General features: G+C 61.8%; 22 protein-coding genes. 7 read left to right on the forward strand and 15 right to left on the reverse strand.

Annotated features, from left to right (window positions below; translation table 11 throughout):
- From pcaG to pcaD, 4 genes are read right to left on the reverse strand one after another with little or no spacing between them, the layout of a single operon-like run.
- Positions 1-621 carry a protocatechuate 3,4-dioxygenase subunit alpha gene (gene pcaG / locus J5N58_RS15920; protein WP_112829814.1) on the reverse strand — a complete coding sequence of 207 codons (621 nt, stop codon included), beginning with the start codon at positions 619-621 and terminating at the stop codon, positions 1-3.
- Position 622: 1 nt separating this feature from the next.
- Positions 623-1,363 (reverse strand): protocatechuate 3,4-dioxygenase subunit beta, encoded by a 741-nt coding sequence (pcaH, locus tag J5N58_RS15925; protein ID WP_113444230.1) that lies wholly within the window; start codon positions 1,361-1,363, stop codon positions 623-625.
- Complete coding sequence (gene pcaC / locus J5N58_RS15935) at positions 1,360-1,779, reverse strand: 4-carboxymuconolactone decarboxylase (RefSeq protein WP_112829816.1); 420 nt, start codon at positions 1,777-1,779, stop codon at positions 1,360-1,362. Before pcaC ends, pcaH begins: the two co-directional genes overlap by 4 nt.
- Positions 1,780-1,783: 4 nt before the next feature.
- The gene (gene pcaD, locus J5N58_RS15940; RefSeq protein WP_244711585.1) at positions 1,784-2,581 is read right to left on the reverse strand and encodes a 3-oxoadipate enol-lactonase; all 798 of its coding nucleotides are present in this window, start codon (positions 2,579-2,581) and stop codon (positions 1,784-1,786) included.
- Positions 2,582-2,667: 86 nt separating this feature from the next.
- On the opposite strand from pcaD, the gene pcaQ reads away from it, so the two are divergent.
- From pcaQ to J5N58_RS15965, 5 genes are all read left to right on the forward strand, one after another.
- Positions 2,668-3,606, forward strand: coding sequence for a pca operon transcription factor PcaQ (gene pcaQ, locus J5N58_RS15945; RefSeq protein WP_113444232.1), 939 nt, complete (start codon positions 2,668-2,670; stop codon positions 3,604-3,606).
- 563 nt (positions 3,607-4,169) lie between these two features.
- Positions 4,170-5,321, forward strand: coding sequence for an efflux RND transporter periplasmic adaptor subunit (locus tag J5N58_RS15950; RefSeq protein ID WP_244711587.1), 1,152 nt, complete (start codon positions 4,170-4,172; stop codon positions 5,319-5,321).
- A 2-nt stretch (positions 5,322-5,323) separates the two neighbouring features.
- Positions 5,324-8,464: an efflux RND transporter permease subunit gene (locus tag J5N58_RS15955; protein ID WP_113444234.1), complete on the forward strand. Its 3,141-nt coding sequence runs from the start codon at positions 5,324-5,326 to the stop codon at positions 8,462-8,464.
- A 626-nt stretch (positions 8,465-9,090) separates the two neighbouring features.
- Positions 9,091-9,651 (forward strand): TetR/AcrR family transcriptional regulator, encoded by a 561-nt coding sequence (locus J5N58_RS15960; protein ID WP_244711589.1) that lies wholly within the window; start codon positions 9,091-9,093, stop codon positions 9,649-9,651.
- Positions 9,652-10,200: 549 nt separating this feature from the next.
- Positions 10,201-10,863 carry a hypothetical protein gene (locus J5N58_RS15965; RefSeq protein WP_113425610.1) on the forward strand — a complete coding sequence of 221 codons (663 nt, stop codon included), beginning with the start codon at positions 10,201-10,203 and terminating at the stop codon, positions 10,861-10,863.
- A gap of 131 nt (positions 10,864-10,994) precedes the next feature.
- Here the strand turns inward: J5N58_RS15965 and J5N58_RS15970 are convergent, their stop codons facing one another.
- The 11 genes from J5N58_RS15970 to J5N58_RS16020 all read right to left on the reverse strand — a co-directional run bounded on the left by J5N58_RS15970 (position 10,995) and on the right by J5N58_RS16020 (position 22,480).
- Complete coding sequence (locus tag J5N58_RS15970) at positions 10,995-11,819, reverse strand: ABC transporter ATP-binding protein (protein WP_113425609.1); 825 nt, start codon at positions 11,817-11,819, stop codon at positions 10,995-10,997.
- Complete coding sequence (locus tag J5N58_RS15975) at positions 11,816-12,865, reverse strand: FecCD family ABC transporter permease (protein WP_244711591.1); 1,050 nt, start codon at positions 12,863-12,865, stop codon at positions 11,816-11,818. Before J5N58_RS15975 ends, J5N58_RS15970 begins: the two co-directional genes overlap by 4 nt.
- An 11-nt stretch (positions 12,866-12,876) precedes the next feature.
- Positions 12,877-13,983 carry an ABC transporter substrate-binding protein gene (locus J5N58_RS15980; RefSeq protein WP_112829825.1) on the reverse strand — a complete coding sequence of 369 codons (1,107 nt, stop codon included), beginning with the start codon at positions 13,981-13,983 and terminating at the stop codon, positions 12,877-12,879.
- 34 nt (positions 13,984-14,017) lie between these two features.
- Positions 14,018-14,713: a Crp/Fnr family transcriptional regulator gene (locus J5N58_RS15985; protein WP_112829826.1), complete on the reverse strand. Its 696-nt coding sequence runs from the start codon at positions 14,711-14,713 to the stop codon at positions 14,018-14,020.
- Positions 14,714-14,812: 99 nt separating this feature from the next.
- Positions 14,813-15,205, reverse strand: a complete 393-nt coding sequence (locus tag J5N58_RS15990) for a hypothetical protein (protein ID WP_162748329.1) — start codon at positions 15,203-15,205, stop codon at positions 14,813-14,815.
- 247 nt (positions 15,206-15,452) lie between these two features.
- Entirely contained in the window at positions 15,453-16,223 is a 771-nt protein-coding gene (locus tag J5N58_RS15995) for an enoyl-CoA hydratase-related protein (protein ID WP_113339986.1), read from the reverse strand.
- A complete protein-coding gene (locus tag J5N58_RS16000) occupies positions 16,213-17,139 on the reverse strand; it encodes a hydroxymethylglutaryl-CoA lyase (RefSeq protein WP_244711593.1) in 927 nt (308 codons plus the stop codon). Before J5N58_RS16000 ends, J5N58_RS15995 begins: the two co-directional genes overlap by 11 nt.
- A gap of 1 nt (position 17,140) precedes the next feature.
- Positions 17,141-19,129, reverse strand: coding sequence for an acetyl-CoA carboxylase biotin carboxylase subunit (locus J5N58_RS16005; protein WP_244711595.1), 1,989 nt, complete (start codon positions 19,127-19,129; stop codon positions 17,141-17,143).
- A gap of 7 nt (positions 19,130-19,136) precedes the next feature.
- Positions 19,137-20,738, reverse strand: a complete 1,602-nt coding sequence (locus J5N58_RS16010; protein ID WP_280519991.1) for a carboxyl transferase domain-containing protein — start codon at positions 20,736-20,738, stop codon at positions 19,137-19,139.
- A 7-nt stretch (positions 20,739-20,745) separates the two neighbouring features.
- Positions 20,746-21,918 carry an isovaleryl-CoA dehydrogenase gene (locus J5N58_RS16015; protein WP_244711598.1) on the reverse strand — a complete coding sequence of 391 codons (1,173 nt, stop codon included), beginning with the start codon at positions 21,916-21,918 and terminating at the stop codon, positions 20,746-20,748.
- An 88-nt stretch (positions 21,919-22,006) separates the two neighbouring features.
- On the reverse strand, positions 22,007-22,480 hold the full coding sequence (locus J5N58_RS16020) for an Lrp/AsnC family transcriptional regulator (RefSeq protein WP_113339982.1): 474 nt from the start codon (positions 22,478-22,480) through the stop codon (positions 22,007-22,009).
- Between the two features lie 213 nt (positions 22,481-22,693).
- Here J5N58_RS16020 and J5N58_RS16025 point away from each other — a divergent pair, with 213 nt between their 5' ends.
- Together J5N58_RS16025 and J5N58_RS16030 are read left to right on the forward strand one after the other, a co-directional pair.
- Positions 22,694-23,881 (forward strand): acetyl-CoA C-acyltransferase, encoded by a 1,188-nt coding sequence (locus tag J5N58_RS16025; protein ID WP_244711600.1) that lies wholly within the window; start codon positions 22,694-22,696, stop codon positions 23,879-23,881.
- 63 nt (positions 23,882-23,944) lie between these two features.
- Positions 23,945-25,177 carry a 3-methyl-2-oxobutanoate dehydrogenase (2-methylpropanoyl-transferring) subunit alpha gene (locus J5N58_RS16030; protein ID WP_244711602.1) on the forward strand — a complete coding sequence of 411 codons (1,233 nt, stop codon included), beginning with the start codon at positions 23,945-23,947 and terminating at the stop codon, positions 25,175-25,177.

A 25,177-nucleotide genomic window follows, 5' to 3' on the forward strand; every position in this document is an offset into this window, starting at 1 on the left:
TCAGATATCGAAGAACACGGTTTCACCTTCGCCCTGCAGACGAATGTCGAAGCGATAGGTGCTGTCGCCCTCCTTGCTTGCGATCAGCGTCGGAATGCGATTCTTGTGTTCTATGCGCGCAAGAACCGGATCCTCCGCATTGGCCGCCGTTTCCTCGGGGAAGTACATGCGGGTGTGGAGTCCGATATTGATGCCGCGTGCGACGATCCAGAAGGTGACATGCGGGGCCATCCAGCGCCCATCCTTGAACGGCACGCGACCGGGCTTGATCGTCTCGAACACGAATTCGCCGGTTTCCATGTCGCCCGGGGAGCGCCCCCAGCCGATGAAATTCGGGTCCGCCGATCCGCGTGTCTCGCTCGGGCTGTTGTAGAAGCCCGCGTCGTCGGCCTGCCAGATTTCGATCAGCGCGTCCTTCAGCGGGTTGCCACCGCCGTCAAAGACGGTTCCGCGAATGGTGATGCGGGTGCCGCGGGTCTGCTCGTTATAGAGCGAGCCGGAACCGAGATCCTTCTCGAAGATTCCGTGAATGCCGACGAAGTTGGGCGTGCAGCCGATATGGACGTAGGGTCCTGCGGTCTGGGAAGCGCTTTCCTTGAGGTAGCCAAGCGGTTGAACCATGTCAGTTGCCCTCCGGGCGGTTCTCGAAGAAGGTGGAATGGCGGCCGCGCAGGACGATATCGAACTTATAGGCGCGCATATCCATCGGAATGGTGGCGTTCATGTCGAGCGGCGCGACGAGGCGGCGTATGGTATCCTCGTCCGGGATCGTCTTGACGATCGGACAACGCCAAATCAGCGGATCGCCCTCGAAGTACATCTGGGTGATGAGACGCTGCTGGAAGCCATGGCCGAAGATCGAGAAATGGATATGCGCCGGGCGCCAGTCGTTGACGCCGTTCGGCCAGGGATAAGGGCCGGGCTGGATGGTCTTGAACCAGTAGTAGCCGTTCTCGTCGGTAATGGTACGGCCGACGCCGCCGAAATTCGGATCGATCGCCGCCAGATAGGTTTCTTTCTTGTGACGATAGCGGCCGCCGGCATTGGCCTGCCAGAACTCCACCAACGCGCCTGCAACGCCGCGCCCCCGCTCGTCGAGCACATGGCCGTGGACGAGAATGCGCGGGCCGATCGGCATTTCTCCGGGCTTGGCATAATTCAGGATCAGATCGTTATCCAGCGGATTGAGCATTCCGTGTCCGAACACCGGCCCGGTAATCTCGCTCTTGGTGCCCTCCAGCGAAATCAGCGCGCGCTGCGGTGAACGAAGGACGGTCGTCTTGTACCAGGGCGCGTAGGCCGGTGGATGCATATCGCGATCACGTGCGAAGAAAGGCCCGGTTTCGGGTGGTCGATTGTTCATTTCGTCTCCTCCATCTGCGAATTATCGGCATCGCGTTCGGCCAGCGCAAGCTTGGCGATCTTGAAGGCGTGGTTCGCCGCGGGAACGCCGGCATAGATGGCCACATGCATCAACGCCTCGCGGATATCCTCCTCCGTGGCGCCAGTATTGGCGGTCGCGCGGACATGCATCGCCACTTCGTCGTCATGGCCGAGCGCCGCCAGGAGCGCGATCGTCACCATGGAGCGTTCGCGCTTCGTCCAGTGGCTCCCCGACCAGACCGTCCCCCAGGCCGTTTCGGTAATCAGGGTCTGAAAGGGTTGGTCGAAGGACGTTGCGTTCGCGCTTGCGCGGTTCACATGGGCATCACCCAGGACGGAGCGGCGGACAGCCAGGCCCTTCTTGTAACGATCGGAAGGCTGCGAGGGGTCAGTCATCTTTTCATTGCTCCGGCAGGGATTTCAGGAAAGCGGAAACCGCGGCTGCATAGGCCGCCGGCTGTTCGACACAGGGGATATGGCCGCAGGCCGCGATCTCGGCGAAGCGGCTTTGAGGAATGAGGCCGGCGAGCGAGCGCACGAGGTCAGGGGGCGTCGAGCCGTCCTGATCGCCCACCAAGCAGAGCGTTGGTGCTGCGATACGCCTTGCCGCATCGGTATAATCCGCATCGCGGATCGCCGCGCAAGTGCCGCAATAGCCATCGACCGCCTGGCGGGCAAGCATGATGCGGCAACCGGCGTAAAGCGCGTTGTCTTCGGTGCGAAAGGCCGGCGTGAACCAGCGTTCCATGATCGGGTCGATCATGTCGCCGAGGCCGTTCGCAAGGATCGCATCGATGCGGGCGTTCCACATTTCAGGCGAACCGATCTTGTGGGCGGTGTTGGAAAGAACGAGCGCCGTGACGAGGTCGGGACGAATCGCATAGGCGGCCTGAGCGATGAGCCCGCCGACCGAAAGACCCCAGACAATTGCTTGCCGGACGCCGAGATGTTCGAGCAGCACGATGAGGTCGTTCGCATGGGTCTCGATGGAATAGGGCGGCGCGCCCGTGCCGGAAAGACCATGACCGCGCTTGTCGTGAACAACATAGGCATAGGCGTCGCCGAGTTCCTCGATCACCTCGTCCCATATGCGGAAATCCGTGCCGAGCGAGTTCACGAAGGCGATGACCGGCTTGCCGGTCGCGAGACCTTCGGCACGGTAATGGATCGCCGTCCCCTCCACTGTCAGAAAATGCATGTCCGCTCTCCTCTTGCTAGGGATATTGCTATGTGCGTTTGGTTAAGTAAAATGAGTTTTTGTCGCTAACTTATAATCTGTAGGTTATGTCTCAGCAGGTCGATCCGCGCATCAAGTTTCGTCACCTTCAGGCCTTCGTCGAAGTCGTGCGCCAGAAAAGCGTCAACCGGGCGGCGGAACGTCTTCATGTCAGCCAGCCGGCGGTGACGAAGACGATCCGCGAGCTGGAGGATATTCTCGGGGTCTCGCTTTTCGAGCGGGAAGGCAGGGGCATTCGTGCGACCCGCCACGGCGAGGTCTTCATGCGTCACGCGGGAGCCACGCTGACGGCTCTGCGCCAGGCTGTCGATTCCGTTTCCCAGGAAAGCGCCCGCGCCGGCCCTCCCGTGCGGGTTGGAGCCCTGCCCACGGTCTCCGCCCGCATCATGCCGCAGGCGATGACGCGCTTTCTGGCCGAGGACACGGGCAGCGCCGTGAAGATTGTGACCGGCGAAAATGCGGTTCTGATCGAGCAATTGCGGCTCGGCGATCTCGATCTCGTCGTCGGTCGTCTGGCAGCACCGGAAAAGATGACGGGCCTGTCCTTCGAGCATCTTTATTCGGAACGGGTGCTGTTCGTGGTGCGCGCCGGACACCCGCTGCTGGCGCCGGCAACCAATGTCTTTGACCGGTTGCGCGACTTTCCGGTGCTGATACCGACACGCAACTCCGTCATTCGTCCGATCGTCGAACAGTTTCTGATCGCCCACGGCGTCCCGCTTCCGCCGACGCAGATCGAGACCGTCTCCGATTCCTTCGGTCGTGCGTATCTCAGGATGAGCGAGGCGGTGTGGATCATTTCTGAAGGGGTCGTCGCAGGCGATATCGCCGATGGCGTATTGGCCGCCCTGCCGCTGGATACGGATGATACCCGCGGCCCCGTCGGCCTGACCATGCGGGCCGACACTGTGCCGTCTCTGACATTAAGCCTGCTGATGCAGGCCATTCGCTCGGCATCTGCCGACGCGTCCGCCGGCATGGGGTGATGGCGAGCCAGGGAAACGCTCGGACATTTGCGACCTTGCCCCGACGGATGCGTGCAGACGGTCCGGGCGGTAGGACTTCGGATCGACGAGCAGCGCGTGGTCGCATCGTTTCCGACGTTCCGAAACCGGATAGGGCATGGGAACTGCGGCTGCAATTCCTGCCTCCAGGATCGTATCCATGGAACACTCGGCCGGCGCCGACTGCGCCGAAGGAAAAGGCCGTTCCTGCCGCGGGGGGCGTGCTCCGACCTTCCCAACGATCTCGCCCTCGATGACGTCGAGCAGACGAGGAGTGCCGCCAGAGGCATTCGGGAAATTTACCGGTCTCCTATCGGATCTCCAGCTTTTCTCTGTCGATACCCTCGCCCGTGCAACAGGCCACCCTCCTTGCTGCCGGAGTCGCTCGCCCGGTAATCTCTATTTACAAACGTTATGTATGTATATATTTTGATGTCGAGGCTGAATGCACGCCGGGATCCTGAACGGTTCCGGCTTGCATTTGCGCCGTTTGTTGTGGGGCGATCCACGTGTGCCCGGCAGCATTCCCCACAGAAAGGTTAGATATGTCCAGCAATGCTATACGGACGATCGGGCGGCGCTTTGCGCTTGCTGCTCTGATCGGCATCCTTCCCGTCGCGGTTCACGCACAGGAGCAGCCTTTGCCGACGGTAACGGTCGAAAAGGTCAGCGTCGCCGATTTCACCTTGACTGCCCGCCTGCCGGGACGCGTCAAGGCATCCACCGTGGCGGAGGTTCGCCCACAGGTATCCGGCATCATCCGCGACCGGCAGTTCGAGGAAGGCGTTCGCGTCGAGGAAGGCCAGCCGCTCTACAAGATCGAGGACGAGACCTATGTCGCGGCCGTCGCTTCCGCGAAGGCCGCGGTGGCGGAGGCGCAGGCGAACTACGACCTCGCCGTGATCGAGGCGCGCCGGGCCGAGGAGCTTTTTGCCAACAAGAGTGGCACGGCGTCCAATCGGGACAGCAAGGTTGCCGATCGTAGCAAGACCGATGCGGCGCTGCAGGTTGCACGCGCCGAACTGACCAGCGCCGAAATCGATCTCGAGAGAACCACGATCCGCGCCCCGATCACCGGCGTGATCGGCTTTTCCCAGACGACCCCGGGTGCGCTGGTCGCGGCCCAGCAGACAACGGCGCTGACCACGATCCGCGCCCTTGATCCGATCTACGTCGATGTCACGCAGTCGGCGACCGATCTCCTGCGGTGGAACGCCCTCAACAAGTCCGGTTCTGCGCGGGCGACCGGCGTTGCCACGATGATCCTGCCGAACGGCGAGGCATATCCGCTGAAGGGGGACCTCAAGGCCGCCGAACCGCAGGTGGAACCGACCACCGGCATGGTGACGCTGCGCATCACCTTCGCCAATCCCGACCAGTTGTTGCTGCCGGGCCTCTACGTCGAGGTCGAACTGCCGCAGGATACCGCGAAGGACGCCGTGCTGGTTCCGCAAAGCGCGGTGATGCGAAACGCCAAGGGTGAGGCCTTCGCCTGGATTGTCGAAGATGGCAAGGTTGCGGTACGACCGCTGACCATCCTGACCGGTTCCGGAAACTTCTGGGTAACCAGCAGCGGGCTGAAGGCTGGCGACGCACTGATTACCTCGGGTTTCCAGAAGATCGCGCCCGGTGCAGCGGTTCAGATAGCTGCCGAACCCTCGGCTGAGCGGCAGGCTGCTGCAAGCGGGAGCAACTGAACATGGCGCGCTTCTTCATCGACCGCCCGATCTTTGCCTGGGTGATCGCGATCATCATCATGGGCCTCGGGGTGCTTTCCATCCTGCGGTTGCCGATTTCCCAGTATCCCTCGATCGCGGGACCATCCATCGTGATCGGTGCCAACTACCCTGGCGCCTCGGCCGAAACCGTGGCCGACACCGTCGTACAGATCGTCGAAAAGGAGATGACCGGTCTCGACGGGCTTCGCTACATCGACTCGTCGACCACATCGACCGGCCGCGCAACGATCACGCTGACCTTCACGCTCGGCACCGATCCCGACATTGCTCAGGTGCAGGTCCAGAACAAGCTCAGCCAGGCGGAGGCCAATCTTCCCGAGGAGGTTACCCGCCAGGGCGTTACCGTGGAAAAATCGGCGACCGGCTATCTCATGGTCATCGGTCTGATCTCGCAAGACGGCTCGCGCACCGCCATCGATCTCGCCGACTACCTGAATTCCTATATGGTGGAGCCCGTCTCGCGCCTGTCGGGCGTGGGCAAGGTCGAGGTGTTCGGTTCGGAGTATGCGATGCGGATCTGGCTCGATCCGCAAAAGTTGAAATATTACGACCTGTCTCCCGATACGGTGGTCTCTGCGATCAGCGCCCAGAACGCGCAGATTTCCGCAGGCAGCTTCGGTGCAATGCCCGCGCCGGAAGGCCAGCAGCTGAATGCGACCGTAACCGCCCAGTCGCTGCTCAAGACGCCGGAGGATTTCGAGCGGATCGTGCTGCGCGCCGACACGGACGGCGGGCTTGTCCTGCTGCGGGACGTCGCCCGTGCCGAGCTTGGCTCCGAGAACTATGAAATTTCCAGCTTCTATAACGGCAAGCCCGCGGCGGGCATGGCAATCCAGCTCGCTTCGGGCGCGAACGCGCTCGAAACGGCCGAACTCATCAAGGCAAAGGTGGCGGATCTCGCCGAATTCCTGCCGGCCGGCGTCAGCTATGTCATCCCGTATGATACGACGCCCTTCGTCAGCCTCTCCATCGAGGCGGTGATCCACACGCTCATCGAGGCGATCGCCCTTGTCGTCCTGGTGATGCTGCTGTTCCTGCATAACTTCCGGGCAACGCTCATTCCGACGCTTGCGGTTCCGGTGGTTCTTCTTGGAACCTTCGGCATCATGGCGGCGCTCGGTTTCACCATCAACACGCTGACGATGCTCGCCATGGTGCTGGCCATCGGGCTGCTGGTCGATGATGCCATCGTGGTGGTGGAAAACGTCGAACGCATCATGCGCGACGAACATCTCGATCCTGTTGCGGCGACGAAGAAATCGATGGGCGAGATTTCGGGAGCCCTCGTCGGCATTGCGATGGTCGTTTCCGCCGTTTTCGTGCCCATGGCCTTCTTCGGCGGCTCGACGGGAGAAATGTACAAGCAGTTCTCCGTCACCATCGTTTCGGCGATGGCCCTTTCGGTTCTCGTCGCGCTGATCTTCACTCCGGCGCTCTGCGCGACCGTGCTCAAGGCGCATTCACATGATAGCGGCAAGGGGCTGGGAAGACGGTTTGGCAATTGGTTTGAGCGGTATTTCTCCCGCCTGACCGCGATCTATGGTCGTGTTGTCGGTATGACGGCCCGGCGTCCGCTGCGGATGTTCGTCGTCTACCTGGTTCTGGTCGCAGGGATGGTCGGTCTTTACCTGCGCACCCCCACCTCGTTCCTTCCGGATGAGGACCAGGGCACGATGTTTACGATCGTCCAGGCCCCGTCCGGCGGCACGGCGGAAAATACAGAGAAACTGCTGCGCCAGGTCGAAGGCTACTTCATGAATGCCGAAGGCAAGAACGTGGACTCGGTGTTTTCCGTGCGAGGCTTTTCATTCGCCGGGCAGGGACAGAACATGGGCATGATGTTCATCAAGCTCAAGGACTGGGACGAACGGGACGGACCCCAAAACTCGGCCCAGGCCATTGCGGGCCGCGCCTTCGGGCCGCTCATGGGCGGCATCCGCGAGGCCATCGTGGTGCCGATCGTCCCGCCTGCCGTCATGGAACTGGGCAACTCGAACGGGTTCACCGCCTTCCTTCAGGCACGCTCGGGCCAAAGCCACGAGGCCTTGCTTGAAGCACGCAACGCCCTGCTTGGGATGGCATCGCAAAGCAACAAGCTCATGGCCGTCCGGCCGAGCGGTGTTGAGGATGCTTCGCAATTCGAACTCAACATCGATTGGGGCAAGGCTGGGGCCGTCGGTCTCAGCGCGTCGGACGTCGGTTCGTTCCTCACTACCATCTGGTCGAGTTCCTATGTCAACGACTTCCTCTATGAGGGCCGTATGAAGCGCGTCTATGTCCAGGGTGAGCCCTGGGCACGTACGGGGCCGGAAGACCTGGCGCTCTGGCGCGTGCCGAATTCGAACGGGGATTTTGTCGATTTCTCCACCTTCGCCACGCAGGATTGGGTTTTCGGTCCCCAGCAGGTCAGCCGTTACGACGCGTTGCCGGCGATGGAGATCGAAGGCTCGTCGGCGCCGGGCTTTTCTTCCGGTGACGCACTTGCCGAAATGGAACGCCTTGCCGCGCAGCTCCCTCCGGGCTTCAGCCTGCAATGGACAGGCCTTTCGCTGGAGGAAAAGGATTCCGGGGCAGGGGCGCTGCCGCTCTACGCTCTTGCCCTGGCAACCATGTTCCTGTGCCTTGCCGCGCTTTACGAGAGCTGGACAATTCCGATCGCGGTATTGCTCGCTATGCCCGTCGGCATTCTGGGTGCGCTCATCGGAGCCCAGATCGGCGGACAGTCCAATGGGGTCTATTTCCAGGTCGGATTGCTGACAGTGGTGGGTCTTACCGGCAAGAATGGTATCCTGATTGTCGAATTCGCCCGTGAGCGGATGGCGAAGCTCGGCGAGACCGCCTTCGAAGCGGTTTACGAGGCAGCAAAGCTCCGTTTCCGGCCGATCCTGATGACGTCGCTTGCCTTCGGTCTCGGCGTCGTTCCCCTGGTCGTGTCGACCGGGGCAGGTGCGGGCGCACGCCAGGCGATCGGCTTCGCGACGTTCTTCGGAACGGTCACCGGAACGCTGCTCGCCATCGTCTTCGTACCGGTGTTCTTCGTTCTGGTGAACCGCCTCTTTAGCCGTCGCAGATCGGAGGCGGCGGTGGAGGCGACCGTCTGAGGCCATCGCTACCTGCGGTCCCGGGCTTGTCTTCCGCCCGGGACCGCGAAACCTCCGCTTCCTCGAAAATGTCGAGGCTGAAAGCAGTCCGTCAGTTCAATTCCGAAGGTCGAATGCGGGAAAGAAGAGTGGCTCCGTGCAAGCGTTGCCCTTAAGCGGTGGCACAGAAAAAAGTACGCGTGTGCGTTCGAACCTTTTCCCACAACGGATCGCCTCGGATACGACAGCAGCTTTCCTCGGCGACCCGCCCGATGTTCGCGCTTCATTTCGAAATTTTCTGTTTCGTTCGTTGTTGCCGGCAAGGAAGGGCGGCGGGCAGACTGCATCCCGCTTCATCTTCTGCGACGTGCAATGAAGAGATCGGGCGGTCTCGGTTGACAGTTTGGTCGTCGTAGTGATTGCGACCCGTTGTCAGTCACAATCGGATGCGGTGTTGGAGCTGTAAAGCTTGACAGGACACTGGATAAAGCTATGCCGCACTGGCGTTTCATCAATGATAACTGCGGCGGTTCTGTTATCGATGGAAGACGTTCCATATCCAGCCTTCTTCTTGCTGCAAAAAAAGAAAATGGAGAAACACAGTGAGGCGAACCAAAGAACAGGCGGCGGAAACCGGCCGGCAAATTTTGCAGGCGGCGGAGGATCTTTTCCTCGAGAAGGGTTACGAGGATGTCACTCTCGAAGAGATCGCCGCACTCGCAGGTGTGACGCGCGGAGCGGTGCACTGGCATTTCAAGAACAAGCAAGGCCTGCTGCTCGCATTACGCGATGCGGCGCAGGAGCCGTTCCGCGTATTGGCCGATGAACTGGCAGCCAGCAATGGGGCCGCCTCGCTGAAAAAGTTCGGGGACATTTTCGCGGACATTTTCGACCGGCTCGAAAACGATCCTCGCCAGCAGGCTCTGCTGCGCGGCATGATACGGCTGGATATCGCGCTTTCCGAAAAGGACGAACCGGGTGGTACCACTTTCCGTGCTGAGATGAACGGTATCTTTGTACGGCTATTTCAGGCGGTTGAACGCGACACCGGAATGCCGCCGCCATGGACACCACATACGGCTGCCTCCATGCTAAGCGCCACCATAAGCGGCCTCGTTTTCGAATGGGCCCTGGGGAAGGGTGCCTTTCACATCTCTCCCGACGGAAGTCTGTTCGTCCGCACAATTCTCTCCAGTCTGACAAAGTGATTGACGGAGGGGGGCCGCCAATAGTGGCGGTTTCACCTCTTTGGCCGAACGCGTGTGAAGGTACGCGCAGGTATCTGCGTCGTCTCGACAACCTGCCTGGTCGACGGCGCTGCGCCTTTCTTTCTATCCATTCGGTTTCTCACAGGTATCCAAGACATTCCGGTCGAGTTGAGCGACTTCCACCTTTGGTCCGCGCAACGCAGAAAGCTTGCTATTTCAAATTTACAAACGTTGTGTTTGTATGTATAAACGAGACCAATCGTCCAGCGAGCGCGGTTCGAAGGTTTGGTCGCTTCTGCACGGTGCGGCTTCGTCGCCTTCCCGTCCGATGGGGTCAAAGGCGGCGCGGCTGGTTCTTGCGCCATGGGGTGGAGGTGAACTGGAGATGTCGGAACACAGCGAGACCATTGCTGACGAAGCGATAACCGCAACGGCGGGGAGCCGTCGTCGTGCCATCGCTGCGAGCCATCGGCGAAAGCAAAGAGGCCGCTTCACAGGAATTTTCCGCTTACCGACTCTTATTCGGAGCCCCGCGGATCAGGGTCGGTGATGTCCGTGGGTTCCCCCGATCTCGGACATCAATCGGGACGCGCGCTCTCCGCTGCGCGCGTCCCAACTTTCTTCGGTATCTTTCGTGCCGCGATATCAAACCGGCGCAGGGCCATCTCCAACCGCTTCCGGCAACCCTCGGACTGGATACGTCTGGTCGCGCTCGGCATCCTTCTTATCGATCTTGCGGCCCTATCCTTGTTGAACACACTGTCCGGCTGGGGCATGAACGGTTATCGGCCGGGGATGGGTGCCGTCTTTGGAGGATTGCTCACCGGCATCATCACCATCCGGGTAGCGCGACCGGCACTTTACATGGATTGGATCGCAACCGGGATCCTGCAGATCGGACTTGGGTTCATCCTTTCAGGGGAGCCGCAGTTGGCGGCCATGTCGGCATTCGCGCTGTTCTGTATTCTGTTCGCCGCTCTCGGAACAGTGAGGCTCTGGATTGGCGCGACACTGGAACCTGGCAAGGGAGCCGCCTCCCTGATGGCCGGCGGGTTGACGAGCCTGTTCTGCGTCGCATGGGCCGTCATCGACCGTTTCGCCGCAATCGGCGTGGCCTCCGATGTCATCGTGGCGACCGATCTCCTGCTCACGGGAATCTCGATCGTCGGCTTCGGACTTGCCTTGCGTCATCCCCCTTCGAAGATGGAGTGAACCTTTGACGTGGGGTGCTTGCATGGAGCCTGGAGTTCCGCGTGACGTCCTGGTCGGTCCGCTGCCGGAATTGCCGGGGTGAGTTACAGCAATTGCGGGGTCCTCCACAAAGGGTGAGCATGAATTCCTGTCTACGATGCCTGCGGGAGTGCGGAGAGAGTATTCGTTTGGGGAGACAATGCAGCCGTTAGGATCGTCGACTCGGCCAAGGGGGAAACGGGAAGGATGAAGGAACCATGCTGTCCGTGTTCGACGATGTGAGCCTCGATGCCATAGACCGCGCGCAGGCGGGCCGATGTGAGGACTTCCGCTCCGCTGCCGGTAGCCTCGAGCCTTCCGCGATGCAGGAGCAGCAGGGTGTCGCCGTTCCGGGCCGCAAGGTTCAGGTCGTGTATCGCCATCAGAACGAGCGCGCCGGTGCGCTTCACATAGGCTCGCAGGCGGTCGAGGACGACCAACTGATGGCGCAGATCCAGGGCACATGTTGCCTCATCGAGAATCAGCAGCCGCGGTTGCCGCATCATCCTTTGCGCCAGCAATACCAGTTGCTGCTGCCCGCCCGATAGTGTGTTGATGCATCGCTCCGCAAGATGTTTGAGGCCGAACTCTTCCAGCATCCGGCCGGCGGCATCGATATCGTGGCCACCGATCCGCCAGCCTAGCTGCTCATGCCGCCCGAGAAGCAGTGTCTGCAACACGGATAGCTCTGCTTTGACCGCGCAGTTCTGCGGCATAAAGCCGATGCATTTGCGGTCGACAGGCATGCCGTCCCAGAGGATGCGTCCGGAATGGGGGATCGAACCGGCGATGGTATTGAGAAGTGATGACTTGCCGGCACCGTTCGGTCCGATCAGCGCGACGATCTGGCCCGCATGCAGGGACAGTGAAACACGGTCTATCACCTGCGTTCTTCCCCGGTTGACGCTGACGTTCCTGAGAGTGAGGCGATCGGTCATGCGATTTCTCCTTTGCCGCGGCGGGCGATGACGACGAACAACATGGGGACGCCGGCGACGGCGGTAATGATACCGACTGGAATGACTGCGGCGGGCGAGATGAGTTTTCCGAAAACCGAGGCACCGATCAGGATGATCGCACCGGTGAGGGCGGAAAGCGGCAGGGCGAAGCGGTGGTCTTCGCCGACGGCTGCCCGCGCCACATGTGGGGCGATCAGGCCGACGAAACCGATCGTCCCGACGAAGGATACCGCTGCCGCAGTCAGCAGTGCGACGAGCAGGAAGCTGCGCTTGCGCAGGGCATCGACCGACAGACCGAGGCTGGCAGCGTTGGCTTCCCCGAGGCGAAGGAGGGTGAGGTTCCAGCTGTCGCGCACCATGAAGGGCAGGCAGGCGACCAGGATCACGGCGGTAACCGTGACAGAGGTCCATGACGCTTTCAGAAGGCTCCCGAACAGCCAGAAGACGATCTCCTGCAGAACCTCCGGCGAGGCCATGAACTGCAGGAGGGATTGCATGGACTGGAAGAAGAAAAGGACGGCAATGCCGGCAAGAACGAGAATTTCCGGCGTGGAACCGCGCAGCAGGGCGACGAAATAGACGAGCGCGCAGGCAGCGAGGGTCATCAGAAAGGCAGAGGCCGGCACGCTGATGAAGCCGGGTAGGGGAAGGAGTCCGCCGAACATGATGGCTAGCGCCGCGCCGAAGCCGGCTGCTGCCGAAAAACCCAGTGTGAACGGGCTTGCAAGCGGATTGGCGAGAATGGTCTGCATCTGAAGGCCGGCAAGCCCGAGGCAGGCGCCGACCAGCACGCCCATGATGGTTTGCGGCATGCGCAGCTGCCAGAGAATGGTGGCAGCCATACGGTCCTCGCCTGCCGGCCCGGCGACGAGCGCCGCCCAGACGTCGGCGAGTGGCATGCCGGATGGGCCGCTGACCAGATCGAAGAGCAGCAGGGCGGCGAGAGCCGCCATGGCGAAGATGAGGGCGGTGAGTCGGGCAATGGCTGCGCGGCGATAGCCGCCACGCAGAGTGTGAATGGACATGGCCTCGGCTGTCATTGTCCGAGTGCCTTGTAGGGCAGCACAAAGACGCCATCGGCCTTGATCGGCATCCATGTGTCGTAATAGCGCCGGATTTCGGCGGCCGGATCGATGTCCTTGAACGCCTCTGGATAGAGCTGCTTGGCGATGTACTGGGCGTAGACATAGTCGGAAAGCGTGCGCGCGCCGCCGTGATAGATGGCGTGCACCTGGCCGTTCCTGACGGCGGGCAGCTGATCCCAGCCCGGTCGTCCGAGATAGGCCTTCATGCGTTCTCGGGCAAGTTCATCCGTGGCTCCGAAGCCTACGGTGACGGCTTGCGGCCTGTTCAGCCATTCGGAGCCGGCAAGGAAGATCAGGTCCGGCTGCTGCGCCAGCACGTATTCGGGACTGAGAGGGCCCCAGTTCTCCACCTGCCCTTTGGCGATGTTGATGCCGCCGAGTTTTTCGATCAGCGTGCCCCACATGCCGTTGCCGTAGCTGTTTCCGACTTCCGACGGACCTTTCTGTGCGAGTTCGACATAGACTTTCTTGGTTGTCGGGGCAGCCTTGTGGATGCGCGCGTCTATATCCTCCATAGCCGCCTTGTATTGGGCCGCGAGCGCCTCGGCGCGCTTCTCGGAGCCCGTGACCTTGCCGAGCAGCAGCGTGGACTGCACATGTTTTTCCACCGTCTGGGCATTGTAGTCGAGGGTAAGCACCGGAATGCCGGCGGCATCGAACTGTTTTACGGCATCGCCGAGCGCGTCATACGACCAGGCGGCGAGGATGACGAGATCCGGCTTGGTGACAATCGCCTTCTCAACGGAGAAAGTGCCGTTTTCGGTGTCGCCGATATCGGGGATGTTCTCGATTCCCGGGATTGCCCGGACATAGGTGGCAAACTGGTTCGGGCGCCAGTCCTTCCAGGTCGAGAGGGAAAGCGCAACCACCCGGTCCATGGCGCCCGGCCCGGCAACGGCAATGAAATCCTCATAATAAAAGCCAAGGACGATGCGCTTGGCGGGCTCGGCGAGTGAAACCTCACGTCCCTTCACATCCGTTACCCGGATTTCGGCAAATGCCTTGCCGGACAGGATGAGGATCGTGGCGGCGGCAAGCAGTCTGAAAGCGTTTTTCATGACGTGTTTCTTTCGATTGGAGAATAGAGGGGTATCAGGCGATACACAGCGTGCCATCGACTGCGCCGCCACCGGCCAGCGCGGCCAATTTGTCGGCGTCGAGGATGCTGACGATCTGCGGATCGGAAAAATCGATGATTCCGCCTCGCTTCAACTGGTTGAGGTATCGGCTGACGGTCTCGATCGTCAGCCCCAGCCAATCGCCCAGATCGCTGCGGGTGAGGTAGAGATGAAAGGTTTCGGCCCGGCGACTTCCTACAAATCCCGGTCGACCGAATTGAAGGGCAAGATCGGCAATCGCCGCCGCGATCTTTTCCATCGTGGTCTTGCGGCCGAGAAGGGTTGCATGTTTCTGCGCGCGTTTCAGGCTGTGAAGCAGCGCGTCCTCCACGTTCAGGCGTTCTCTCTGCGGGTCCACCGCTTCGATTTCGCTGTAGGTGCAGGCCTCGGCGCTGCAGTGGTTGGTCTTGCCGTGGGCAAGACCGAACAGGCGGCCCGGGCCGATCACGTCGAGGATCTGGCGTCTTTTTCCGTCAAGCGATTGCGTGAGCACGACGCAGCCGTCCTTCAGGCGAAGGATCGGCGATCGTTCGGCGCCTTCGGTGTAGATCAGGGCGCCGGGGGCGATGAGGCGGCGCGGCGAGAACGGCGGTCTTGCGATTGGCGGCTGGGCCTGGAATTCAGGCGGCAGTCCGCGTGCCACCAAGGAAGCGGCTGGCAGGTCGAGCATAATGATACTCCGGCTTTCGACCGTCGCGTTGCGCAGGAAGGTTGGGGCATCGCGCGGTCGTGACGAATGATGTCTGCGGACGCGCTTGCGCCGCAGGTCTCAGACGATCAGGTCGGCCGGAGGGGCCCTCGGCGATGCGTTGGGGGCCAGTATAAGCCGCGGGACGACGGTTCTACGCGGTTCGAAAAGCGGTCCCCCGGCAAGCGCGATGCGCTCTCCCACCATATCGGCGGGTTGGGGCAGAAGGATCGAGGCACCGAGGCGGCATGCCTCGCAGTCGCCGGAATAAGCGTGATCCTGATCGCTGCCGTGTTCTGTGGTTAGGCATATGTCGGGCAACGTGCCGTCCGGCAGGACATAGGCCGCGAGGTCGGCGGCGGCGACCTCAGCCGGGAAGACAACAGGCACCTTGTGAGCGAATCCGACAGACAACAGGGCAATGGCGCAAAGCATGCGCACAGCCATCCGCCATTTGTCGCAGATCCGTTTCAAATCAGTCTCCCTTGCTTGATCTTAGAAAAGATATCCAGCCGATGGAATATGTTTGTTGCGCCAAATCAAACTTCGGTCCGTTTGTCGCTTCGACCGACGCGCAGCTGGGATCAGGCGATGGTCCCGAAAAGTCCTGCAACCGGCATAAGAACTGTCGTGTTGCCCGGCTCGCTCATTTTGGCGAAGGACCGCGCAATCGGATGACCCCACAGGCATGATGAAGCCGGACTGGTTGCGGGCGTTGCCGCTACTCCGCCCATCGCGGCTTGCGCTTTTCCGCGAATGCCTGACGTCCTTCGTGTGCGTCCGGGGTGTCGGCGAGTTCGGCGATCTTCCTCTCGGCGAAGGTAAGAATGTCCCCCTCCGCCATGTTGCGCATTTCCCTCAAGGCTCGCTTGCCGGCGGCGATGGCATCCGGAGAATTCTGGGCGAGCCTGTCCAGAACGTCTGCAACAACCGTGTCCAGGACATCGGCAGGCGCAATGCCGTTGACCAGGCCGTATTGCCGTGCCGTCGTCGCATCGATGGTTTCGCCGAGATAGGCCATTTCCTGCAAATGCCGTCGGGGTATCTGGGTCGTCAACCTCGCGGCGACCATCATCGGAAAAAGACCGACCCGGACCTCCGGCAGGCCGAATTTCGCATGGTCGGCGGCGTAGGCGAGATCGCAGGCGGCGACCAGACCCATGCCGCCCGCCAGAACGGAGCCGTTGATCCGTGCGATCACCGGCTTGTTGCAGGCCTCGATGGCGCGCAGCACCGCGGCGATCGGGTTGCCGCCGTCGTCTGCCCGGAAAACCCCGCCAGAGCTTTCCTTGAGATCGGCGCCCGAGCAGAAGCTCCGCTCACCGGCGCCGGTCAGCACCACTGTCCGCAAGGTCGTGTCAGCGGAAGCGTCTTCGAACGCCTCGACCAAATGTTTCGCCAAGACGGCATTGAGGGCGTTATGCACCTCCGGGCGATTGAGCGTCAGCCACAATGTCTGTCCCTTACGCTCTCGCAGCAGTTCATCGGCCATCCTGTCCTCCGCTGTGTCGTCTGGCGAGCACTGCCCGGCCAGCCCGCGATTCATTGCGTCGTCCCAGCAGACGGCTGATCCAGTCGCCGGTTTCGGCGATAGCCTGCAGCTCGACCCCGGTCGAGATCTCTAGGCCGTGAAGCAGGTAGAGCAGGTCTTCCGTTGCGATATTGCCGCTCGCCCCCGGCGCATAGGGGCAGCCTCCCAGGCCCGCGACGGAACTGTCGAAGACGGCAATTCCTTCCTCAAGGCTCGCCAGCACATTGGCGATGCCCTGCCCGTAAGTGTCGTGGAAATGCATCGCGATCCGTTCACGCGGTATCGTTGTCGCGACTTGGCTGATGAGGTTGCGGATCTGCCCCGCCGTGCCTACGCCGATCGTGTCGCCCAGCGAGATTTCGTAACAGCCCATGACAAGCAGTTCGTGCGCCATGGCCGCTACTTCGGCCGGCGGCACGTCGCCGTCATAGGGGCAGCCGGCGATGCAGGAAACATAGCCGCGAACCCGGATGCCCCGGGTAATGGCGAGATCGAAGACGTCACGAAGCCGGGCGAGGCTTTCGGCTCTCGAGCAGGCGATGTTCTTCAGGCTGAAGCCTTCCGACGCCGAAACGAACACCGCAATTTCGCTGACGCCTGCGGCAATTGCTGCTTCCAGACCCTTGAGATTGGGTATGAGAGCCGGATAGGTCACGCCCAGTCGCTTCTGAAGAGTGCGGAAGACCTCGGCGGAATCGGCCATCTGCGGCACCCATTTCGGCGAAACGAACGCGCCCGCCTCCACTGCCGGCAATCCGGCCTTTGCGAGACGTTCGATCAACTCGACCTTTACGGCGACAGGCACCTGTGTGCTCTCGTTCTGCAATCCGTCGCGGGGTCCGACTTCGACGACCCTCACTCTTTCCGGCATCCGCATGTCAGCCGGCCTCCGCTTCGAAATCCACCAGCACCGTGCCTGCCTCGACCATTGCCCCTTCCGCGCAGTTGAGGGTCACCACTAGCCCGGCGGCGGGCGCTCGGATCGTGTGTTCCATCTTCATCGCTTCCATGATGACAAGCGCTTCGCCCGCCTCGACGCGGTTACCCGCATCGGTCAGGATCGCACGAATGACGCCCGGCATCGGCGCTGCCAGCCCGCCGGTCGATGCTTCGGGCGCTGCGAACCCGGCGAGGTCGGGGGTGGTCACGTGATGGACGGTTCCGTCGACCACCAGATCGAAACCATCTCCATTCGGGAGAAAATAGCCTGTGCGTTTCCTCCCCCCGATGGTCGTCGAGAGCCTTCCATCTTCGGCCAGCCGACCCTCGGCAGATACTGTTTCACCGCCGATGCCGATCTCGAAACTGCGTTGGAGATAAAGGACATCCACTTCCAAGGGCTTCCCGGCAATGATGAGTTGCAGTCTCTGCCGTGCCGGACGGTTGAGCCGAAAGCCATTGGTCATCGCCCATGGACTATGAGGATCGGTCGTCGCCATCGCCCGGCACTGCATATCCGCCTTGTGCGCAAGCAAGAGCCCGAGTGCCGCCATCCCTCCGTCGGGAGTACGGTCTGATCGCAATCCGGCTTCATTGCGAGCGATGAACCCGGTGTCGAGATCTGCGGCCTCGAAATCCGGAAGTCCTGAGAGCCGCGCCAGGAAGCCGGTATTGCTTGTCACGCCGGTGATGACCGTTTCGTGGAGTGCCGCACGCAGCCTGCGGACGGCCGTGGGACGGTCGACATCCCATACGATCAGTTTCGCGATCATCGGGTCGTAATGCACCGTGATCGCGTCGCCGGCCCTCACGCCGCTGTCGATACGAACATGGCCGTCCCGTTCGGGCAGGATGAGATGGCCGATCCGGCCGATTGATGGCAGGAAGCCGTGATCCGGGTCCTCTGCGTAGAGCCGCGCCTCTATCGCATGGCCCTGGATTTTGAGATCGGCCCAGTTATCCGGCAGGAACTCGCCCGCCGCAACCCGGACCTGCCATTCGACAAGATCCAGGCCGGTGATGAATTCGGTGACGGGGTGCTCTACCTGAAGGCGGGTATTCATCTCCATGAAGTAGAAATTGCCGTCCGCATCGAGCAGAAATTCCACCGTGCCGGCGCCGGAGTAACCGATTGCGCGGGCACACGCGATGGCGGCCTCGCTCATCCTCTTCCGCATCGCCTGCGTCAGACCGGGAGCGGGAGCCTCCTCGATCACCTTCTGGTGCCGGCGCTGGATGGAGCAGTCGCGTTCGAACAGCGAATGGCAATTGCCATGGTTGTCGGCAAAGACCTGCACTTCCACATGGCGGGGACGGGCGAGGTATTTCTCGACGAGCATCCGCTCGTCGCCAAAGGCAGCGAGTGCCTCCCGCCTTGCCGCTGCCAGTTCGGCGGCAAAATCCTCTGCCTTTGCGACGATCCGCATGCCTTTGCCGCCACCGCCGGCGGAGGCCTTGATGAGCACGGGGTAGCCGATCTTCATCGCTTCAGAGGCAAGGATCGTCGGCGACTGGTCATCGCCGTGATAGCCGGGAACCAGCGGCACGTCGGCCACGGCCATCAGGGCCTTTGCCGCGCTCTTGCCGCCCATGGCGCGGATTGCTGCAGCCGGTGGGCCGATGAAAACAAGACTGGCTGCCGCGCACGCTTCGGCGAAGTCGGCGTTTTCCGAGAGGAAGCCATAGCCGGGGTGGATGGCCTCGGCTCCGCTCGTCAACGCGGCCTGGATGATCCTGTCGCCATCAAGGTAGGATTGGCGTGCCGGTGCCGGGCCGATGGCAACGGCTTCGTCGGCCATGGCGACATGAGCGGCATCCCGGTCCGCTTCCGAATAGACGGCGACCGCCGCAATCCCCATGCGTTTTGCCGTGCGAATGACACGACAGGCGATTTCTCCGCGATTGGCAACAAGAATCTTTGAAAACATCGCCGCCTCACATCCTGAATATGCCGAATTGCGTACGCTCGACAGGGGCGTTCAGAGCCGCGGAAATACCAAGGCCAAGCACCATTCGAGTGTCCGCCGGGTCGATCAGACCGTCATCCCACAACCGTGCACTGGCATGGTAGGGATGACCCTCGGTTTCGTATTTCTTGCGGATCGGCGCCTTGAAGGCTTCTTCCTCTTCGGTCGGCCAGTCCTTGCCCTGGGCTTCCATGCCGTCGCGCCGGACCTGTGCCAGCACGGACGCCGCCTGCTCGCCGCCCATCACCGAAATCCGCGCATTCGGCCACATCCAGAGGAAGCGCGGCGAATAGGCCCGGCCGCACATGCCGTAATTGCCCGCCCCGAAGGAGCCGCCGATGATGACTGTGAATTTCGGCACCCTTGCGCAGGCGACAGCCGTCACCAGCTTGGCGCCGTCCTTGGCGATGCCTCCCGCCTCGTATTTCTTTCCGACCATGAAACCGGTGATGTTCTGCAGAAAGACAAGTGGAATTCCACGCTGGCAGCAGAGTTCGATGAAATGGGCTCCCTTCAACGCCGACTCCGAAAACAGAATGCCGTTATTGGCGACGATGCCGACGGGATAGCCGAAGATATGGGCGAAGCCGCAGACCAGCGTTGTGCCGTAGAGCGCCTTGAACTCTTCGAATTCGGAACCGTCGACGATGCGGGCGATGACCTCGCGAACGTCGAAGGGTTTTCTCGTGTCGTTGGGCACGATGCCGTACAACTCCTCTGCCGGATAAAGCGGCTCGGCAGGCTGTCGGATTTCGATGTCGACGCGTTTCGCACGGTTGAGCGTGCCGACGATCCGGCGCGCCAGCGCCAGCGCGTGACGGTCGTCATTGGCGTAGTGATCGGTCACGCCCGAAATGCGGGAATGAACGTCGGCCCCGCCCAGTTCCTCGGCGGTCACCACTTCGCCGGTGGCGGCCTTCACGAGCGGCGGGCCGCCGAGAAAGATCGTGCCCTGATTTTTCACGATGATCGACTGGTCGCTCATTGCGGGCACATAGGCGCCGCCTGCGGTGCAGCTTCCCATGACGACGGCGATCTGGGGTATGGCCTCCGCCGACATGGTCGCCTGGTTGTAGAAGATACGGCCGAAATGATCCCGGTCAGGAAAGACCTCGTCCTGAAGCGGCAGGTATGCGCCGCCGGAATCGACGAGATAGAGGCAGGGCAGGCGGTTCTCCCGCGCGATTTCCTGGGCGCGTAGATGCTTCTTGACCGTCAGGGGATAGTAAGTCCCGCCTTTCACGGTCGGATCGTTGGCGACGATCATGCATTCCCGGCCGGCCACCCGGCCGATACCGGTGAGGATGCCTGCGGCCGGCACGGCTTCGTCATAAACGTCGTAGGCGGCGAACTGCGACAGTTCCAGAAACGGCGTGCCGGGATCGAGAAGCGCGTCCACCCGGTCGCGAGGCAGGAGCTTTCCACGAGCCGTGTGACGATTGCGGGCCGCTTCACCGCCGCCCATGGCGATCCCGGAAGCCTTTGCATTGAGGTCATCGACAAGGCCGCGCATGAAGGCGGTGTTGGCGTGATAGCTGGCGTCGCGCGTGATGTTGGATTTGAGCCGCATCATTCCCTCACGCATGACTCTTGAACAATTCACGACCGATCAGCATGCGCCTGATTTCGCTGGTGCCGGCGCCGATCTCGTAAAGCTTGGCGTCGCGCAAGAGCCGCCCGGCGGGGCTTTCGTTCATGTAGCCGATGCCGCCGAGAAGCTGGATCGCATCGAGCGTCACCTGCGTCGCGCGTTCGGCGGAAAACAGGATCGCACCTGCCGCATCCTGCCGAGTGAGACGACTGTTATCGCCGGCGCGGGCCACCGCATAAACATAAGCGCGCGAGGCGTTCATCGCGGTGTACATGTCGGCAATCTTGCCCTGCACGAGCTGGAATTCGCCGATCGCCTTGCCGAACTGGTGTCGTTCACGGGTGTAGCGAAGAACGAGATCGAGCGCCGATTGCATGATGCCGATCGGGCCCGCCGCCAGCACGGCGCGTTCGTAGTCGAGACCGCTCATCAGCACGGTAACGCCGTCGTTCACCTTGCCCAGCACGTTTTCCTCGGGCACTTCGCAATCCTCGAAAACGAGTTCGGACGTCGGAGAACCGCGCATGCCGAGCTTGTCGAGCTTCTGCGCCGGCCGGAAGCCCTTGAAGCCCTTCTCGATGATAAAGGCAGTAATGCCGCGCGGGCCGGCAGCCATGTCCGTCTTGGCGTAGACGACCAGCGTATCGGCTTCGTGGCCATTGGTGATCCACATCTTGGAGCCATTCAGGAGGTAGCGGTCCCCTTTTCGCTCCGCCTTCAGCCGCATGGATACGACATCGGAGCCCGCTTCCGTCTCGCTCATCGCAAGCGAACCGACGTGCTCCCCGGATATGAGCTTCGGCAGGTATAGCCGTTTCTGCCCGCCCGTGCCCCAGCGGTGGATCTGGTTGATGCAGAGGTTGGAATGGGCGCCGTAGGATAGGCCGACGGATGCCGAGGCGCGGCTGATTTCCTCCATGGCGACGCAATGAGCGAGGTAGCCCATGTCCGCGCCACCATATTCTGCGGAGACCGTGATGCCATGCAGGCCGAGCGCGCCCATCTCCGGCCAGAGATGTCTCGGGAAACGATCCTCCCGGTCTATGGCCGCAGCAAGCGGCGCGATCCTGTCATCAGCGAACTTGCGCACGCTGTCGCGCAGCGCCCCGATCTCCTCCCCGAGATCGGCGTCGAAAACTGCGGCAAGATCCAGGCTCATCGCATATCCCTCCTCCCGACGGATTTCATGCAGCCGTCTTCAGTTGTTAAAGGCGGTCCGGCGTCTCCTCCACGCCGGCCGCCCCGCTCTATGTTTCCGTACCTCCGGTGAAGGCGGCCGACCGGCGCACGAAAGTCTTGATGGCGAAATTGGACTGGATGCGCGCCACACCCGGAACCGTCGTCAGGAAGTCCAGAAGCTCCTGGTAATGCGGCAGGTCGCGCACCATGGCGTGGATCAGGTAGTCCGAGCTTCCGCTGGTCTGGTAGCCGCCGACCACCTCCGGAATGGAGGCGACGCTATGTTCGAACGTCGTCAACGCGTCCTTGATCTGCCGTTCCAGCGTAACGGAGATGAACACGCCCATCGTGCCCAAAAGCCGGTTTTCGTCGAAGACGGCGGTGTAGCCGCGAATGATCCCCGATTCCTCCAGCTTGCGCACGCGCCTCAGCGTCGGGGTGAACGACAGTCCGATCCGGGATGCGAGATCACGCCAGCTAATCCGCCCGTCCTCGCCGAGAACATGCAGGATTTTCTGATCGAAGGCGTCGAGCGTTTCCATGGATCAAATGATCTATAGTTCTTGGAGTTGATGGATCAAAGATATCGCTGTTGTCAAATCTGTCAATCAAAATAGCTTTGAAATGAAATGGGGATAGTGATACCGTTCGCTCAGTCGGGAGTTTTCAGATCGTTTGATCTCATGTCCCGGTGGTAAGCGTCCCGGCTTGGAGGAGCCGTGATGCGAGCAAGGCTCTTTCCAGGGAGGTGGAAAGTGACTGAGCATGATCCGGTCGTTATCGTCGGTTCCGCCCGTACGCCCATGGGTGGTTTTCAGGGCGATTTGAAATCCGTGGCCGCTCCGGCTCTCGGTGCCGTCGCTATTCGTGCCGCGCTTGAACGAGTCGGTCTTGCTGGAGATCAGGTCGATGAGGTGCTGTTCGGCTGCGTGTTGTCGGCGGGACAAGGACAAGCGCCTGCGCGGCAGGCGGCGATGATGGCCGGCATTCCCAGTTCGACCGGTGCGACGACCATCAACAAGATGTGCGGTTCCGGCATGAAAGCCGCAATGCTGGCCTACGATCTCATCATTGCCGGCAGTTCGTCCATCGTGGTCGCAGGCGGCATGGAGAGCATGACCAATGCACCTTATTTGCTCGACCGCGCCCGCAAAGGTTATCGGTTGGGCCATGGCAGGGTCATCGACCACATGTTCCTCGACGGTCTCGAAGACGCCTATGACAAGGGCCGGTTGATGGGCACTTTCGCTGAAGAGTGCGCCGAAGCCTACCAATTCACGCGCGACATGCAGGATTCCTATGCTGTCGCCTCGCTGGAACGTGCACGCAAGGCCATAGCCGAAGGCAGGTTCGACCGGGAGATCGCACCCGTGACGATTCCCGTTGGTCGGGACGAGCAGGTGATCGCCATCGATGAGCAGCCGGGCAAGGCGCGACCGGAAAAGATCCCGACCCTCAAGCCAGCCTTTCGCGAGGGCGGCACGGTTACGGCCGCAAATTCCAGTTCGATTTCCGACGGTGCGGCAGCGTTGGTGCTGATGCGCCGGTCTGAGGCCGAGCGGCGTGGGCTTGCACCCTTGGCCACGATCATGGGGCACGCGACCGATGCACGGGCGCCCGCCCGGTTCACCACCGCTCCCATTGGAGCGCTCGAGCGGCTTTCCGAAAAGGTCGGCTGGAAGCTGGACGACGTCGATCTCTTCGAAATCAACGAAGCCTTTGCCGTGGTTGCGATGGCGGCCATGCGTGACCTCGAGCTGCCGCATGACAAGGTTAACGTCCATGGCGGCGCCTGCGCGCTTGGCCATCCGATTGGCGCCTCGGGCGCCCGCGTCGTGGTGACGCTGCTCTCCGCACTGCGGCAGCACGGTCTCAAACGAGGAATGGCGACGATCTGCATCGGTGGCGGGGAGGCCACCGCGGTCGCTGTCGAACTTTGCTGAAGAGCGGAACTTTTCGGCAAGCCGTCCAGAGGAGGCGGCGAGAGTAGGGAGGAAGCACAGGGAATGACCGAAAGCACGCATTTGAGCCTGCATGTGCCGGAGCCGGCAGTTCGGCCGGGCGACCAGCCGGACTTTTCCAACGTCAAGATTCCGAAGGCCGGCTCGGTGCCGCGACCGGAGATCGACGCCGCGCCCGAGAGCATGCGCGAACTCGCCTATTCGATCATTCGCGTGCTCGATCATGAGGGCAATGCCGTCGGTCCCTGGGCTGGTCTTTTGTCCGATGAGGAGCTTCTTTCCGGGCTTCGGCACATGCTGCTGCTGCGCGCTTTCGATGCGCGCATGCTGATGGCGCAACGGCAGGGCAAGACGTCCTTCTACATGCAGCATCTTGGCGAGGAGGCGGTAAGCTGCGCCTTCCGCAAGGCGCTCTCCAAGGGCGACATGAACTTCCCCACTTATCGCCAGGCCGGATTGCTGATTGCGGATGGCTATCCGCTGGTGACCATGATGAACCAGATCTTCTCCAACGAGGGAGATCCGCTGCATGGCCGGCAGTTGCCGGTGCTCTATTCGTCGAAGGAGCACGGCTTTTTCACACTTTCCGGCAATCTCGCCACTCAGTTTGTGCAGGCGGTGGGATGGGCAATGGCTTCCGCCATCAAGGGAGACACGAAGATCGCGGCCGGCTGGATCGGTGACGGATCGACGGCGGAATCGGATTTTCATTCGGCCATGGTTTTCGCCTCGACCTACAAGGCGCCGGTCGTGCTCAATGTGGTCAACAACCAGTGGGCCATTTCCACCTTCCAGGGTATTGCCCGGGGCGGGTCCGGCACATTCGCCGCCCGTGGCCTCGGCTTCGGCATTCCGGCGCTGCGGGTCGATGGAAACGACTATCTCGCCGTCCACGCCGTTGCGCGCTGGGCGGTCGAGCGGGCGCGGCGCAATCTCGGACCGACCTTGATCGAATATGTCACCTACCGCGTCGGCGCCCATTCCACCTCGGACGATCCGAGCGCCTACCGCCCGAAGACGGAGTCGGAAGCCTGGCCGCTCGGTGATCCCGTGTTGCGGCTGAAGAAGCATCTCATCGCGCGCGGGGTTTGGTCGGAGGAGCGGCACCTGCAGGCCGAAGCCGAGATCATGGACACGGTGATCGAGGCGCAGAAGGAGGCGGAAAGCCACGGTACCCTGCATGCGGGAGGCAAACCGTCCGTGCGCGATATCTTCGAGGGCGTCTATGCCGTGATGCCGGCCCATCTCCATCGTCAACGCAGGATGGCGGGGTGCTGA

The sequence above is a fragment of the Paenirhizobium cremeum genome (assembly GCF_022884085.1).
In the GTDB taxonomy this organism is placed as follows: Bacteria; Pseudomonadota; Alphaproteobacteria; order Rhizobiales; family Rhizobiaceae; genus Allorhizobium; species Allorhizobium cremeum.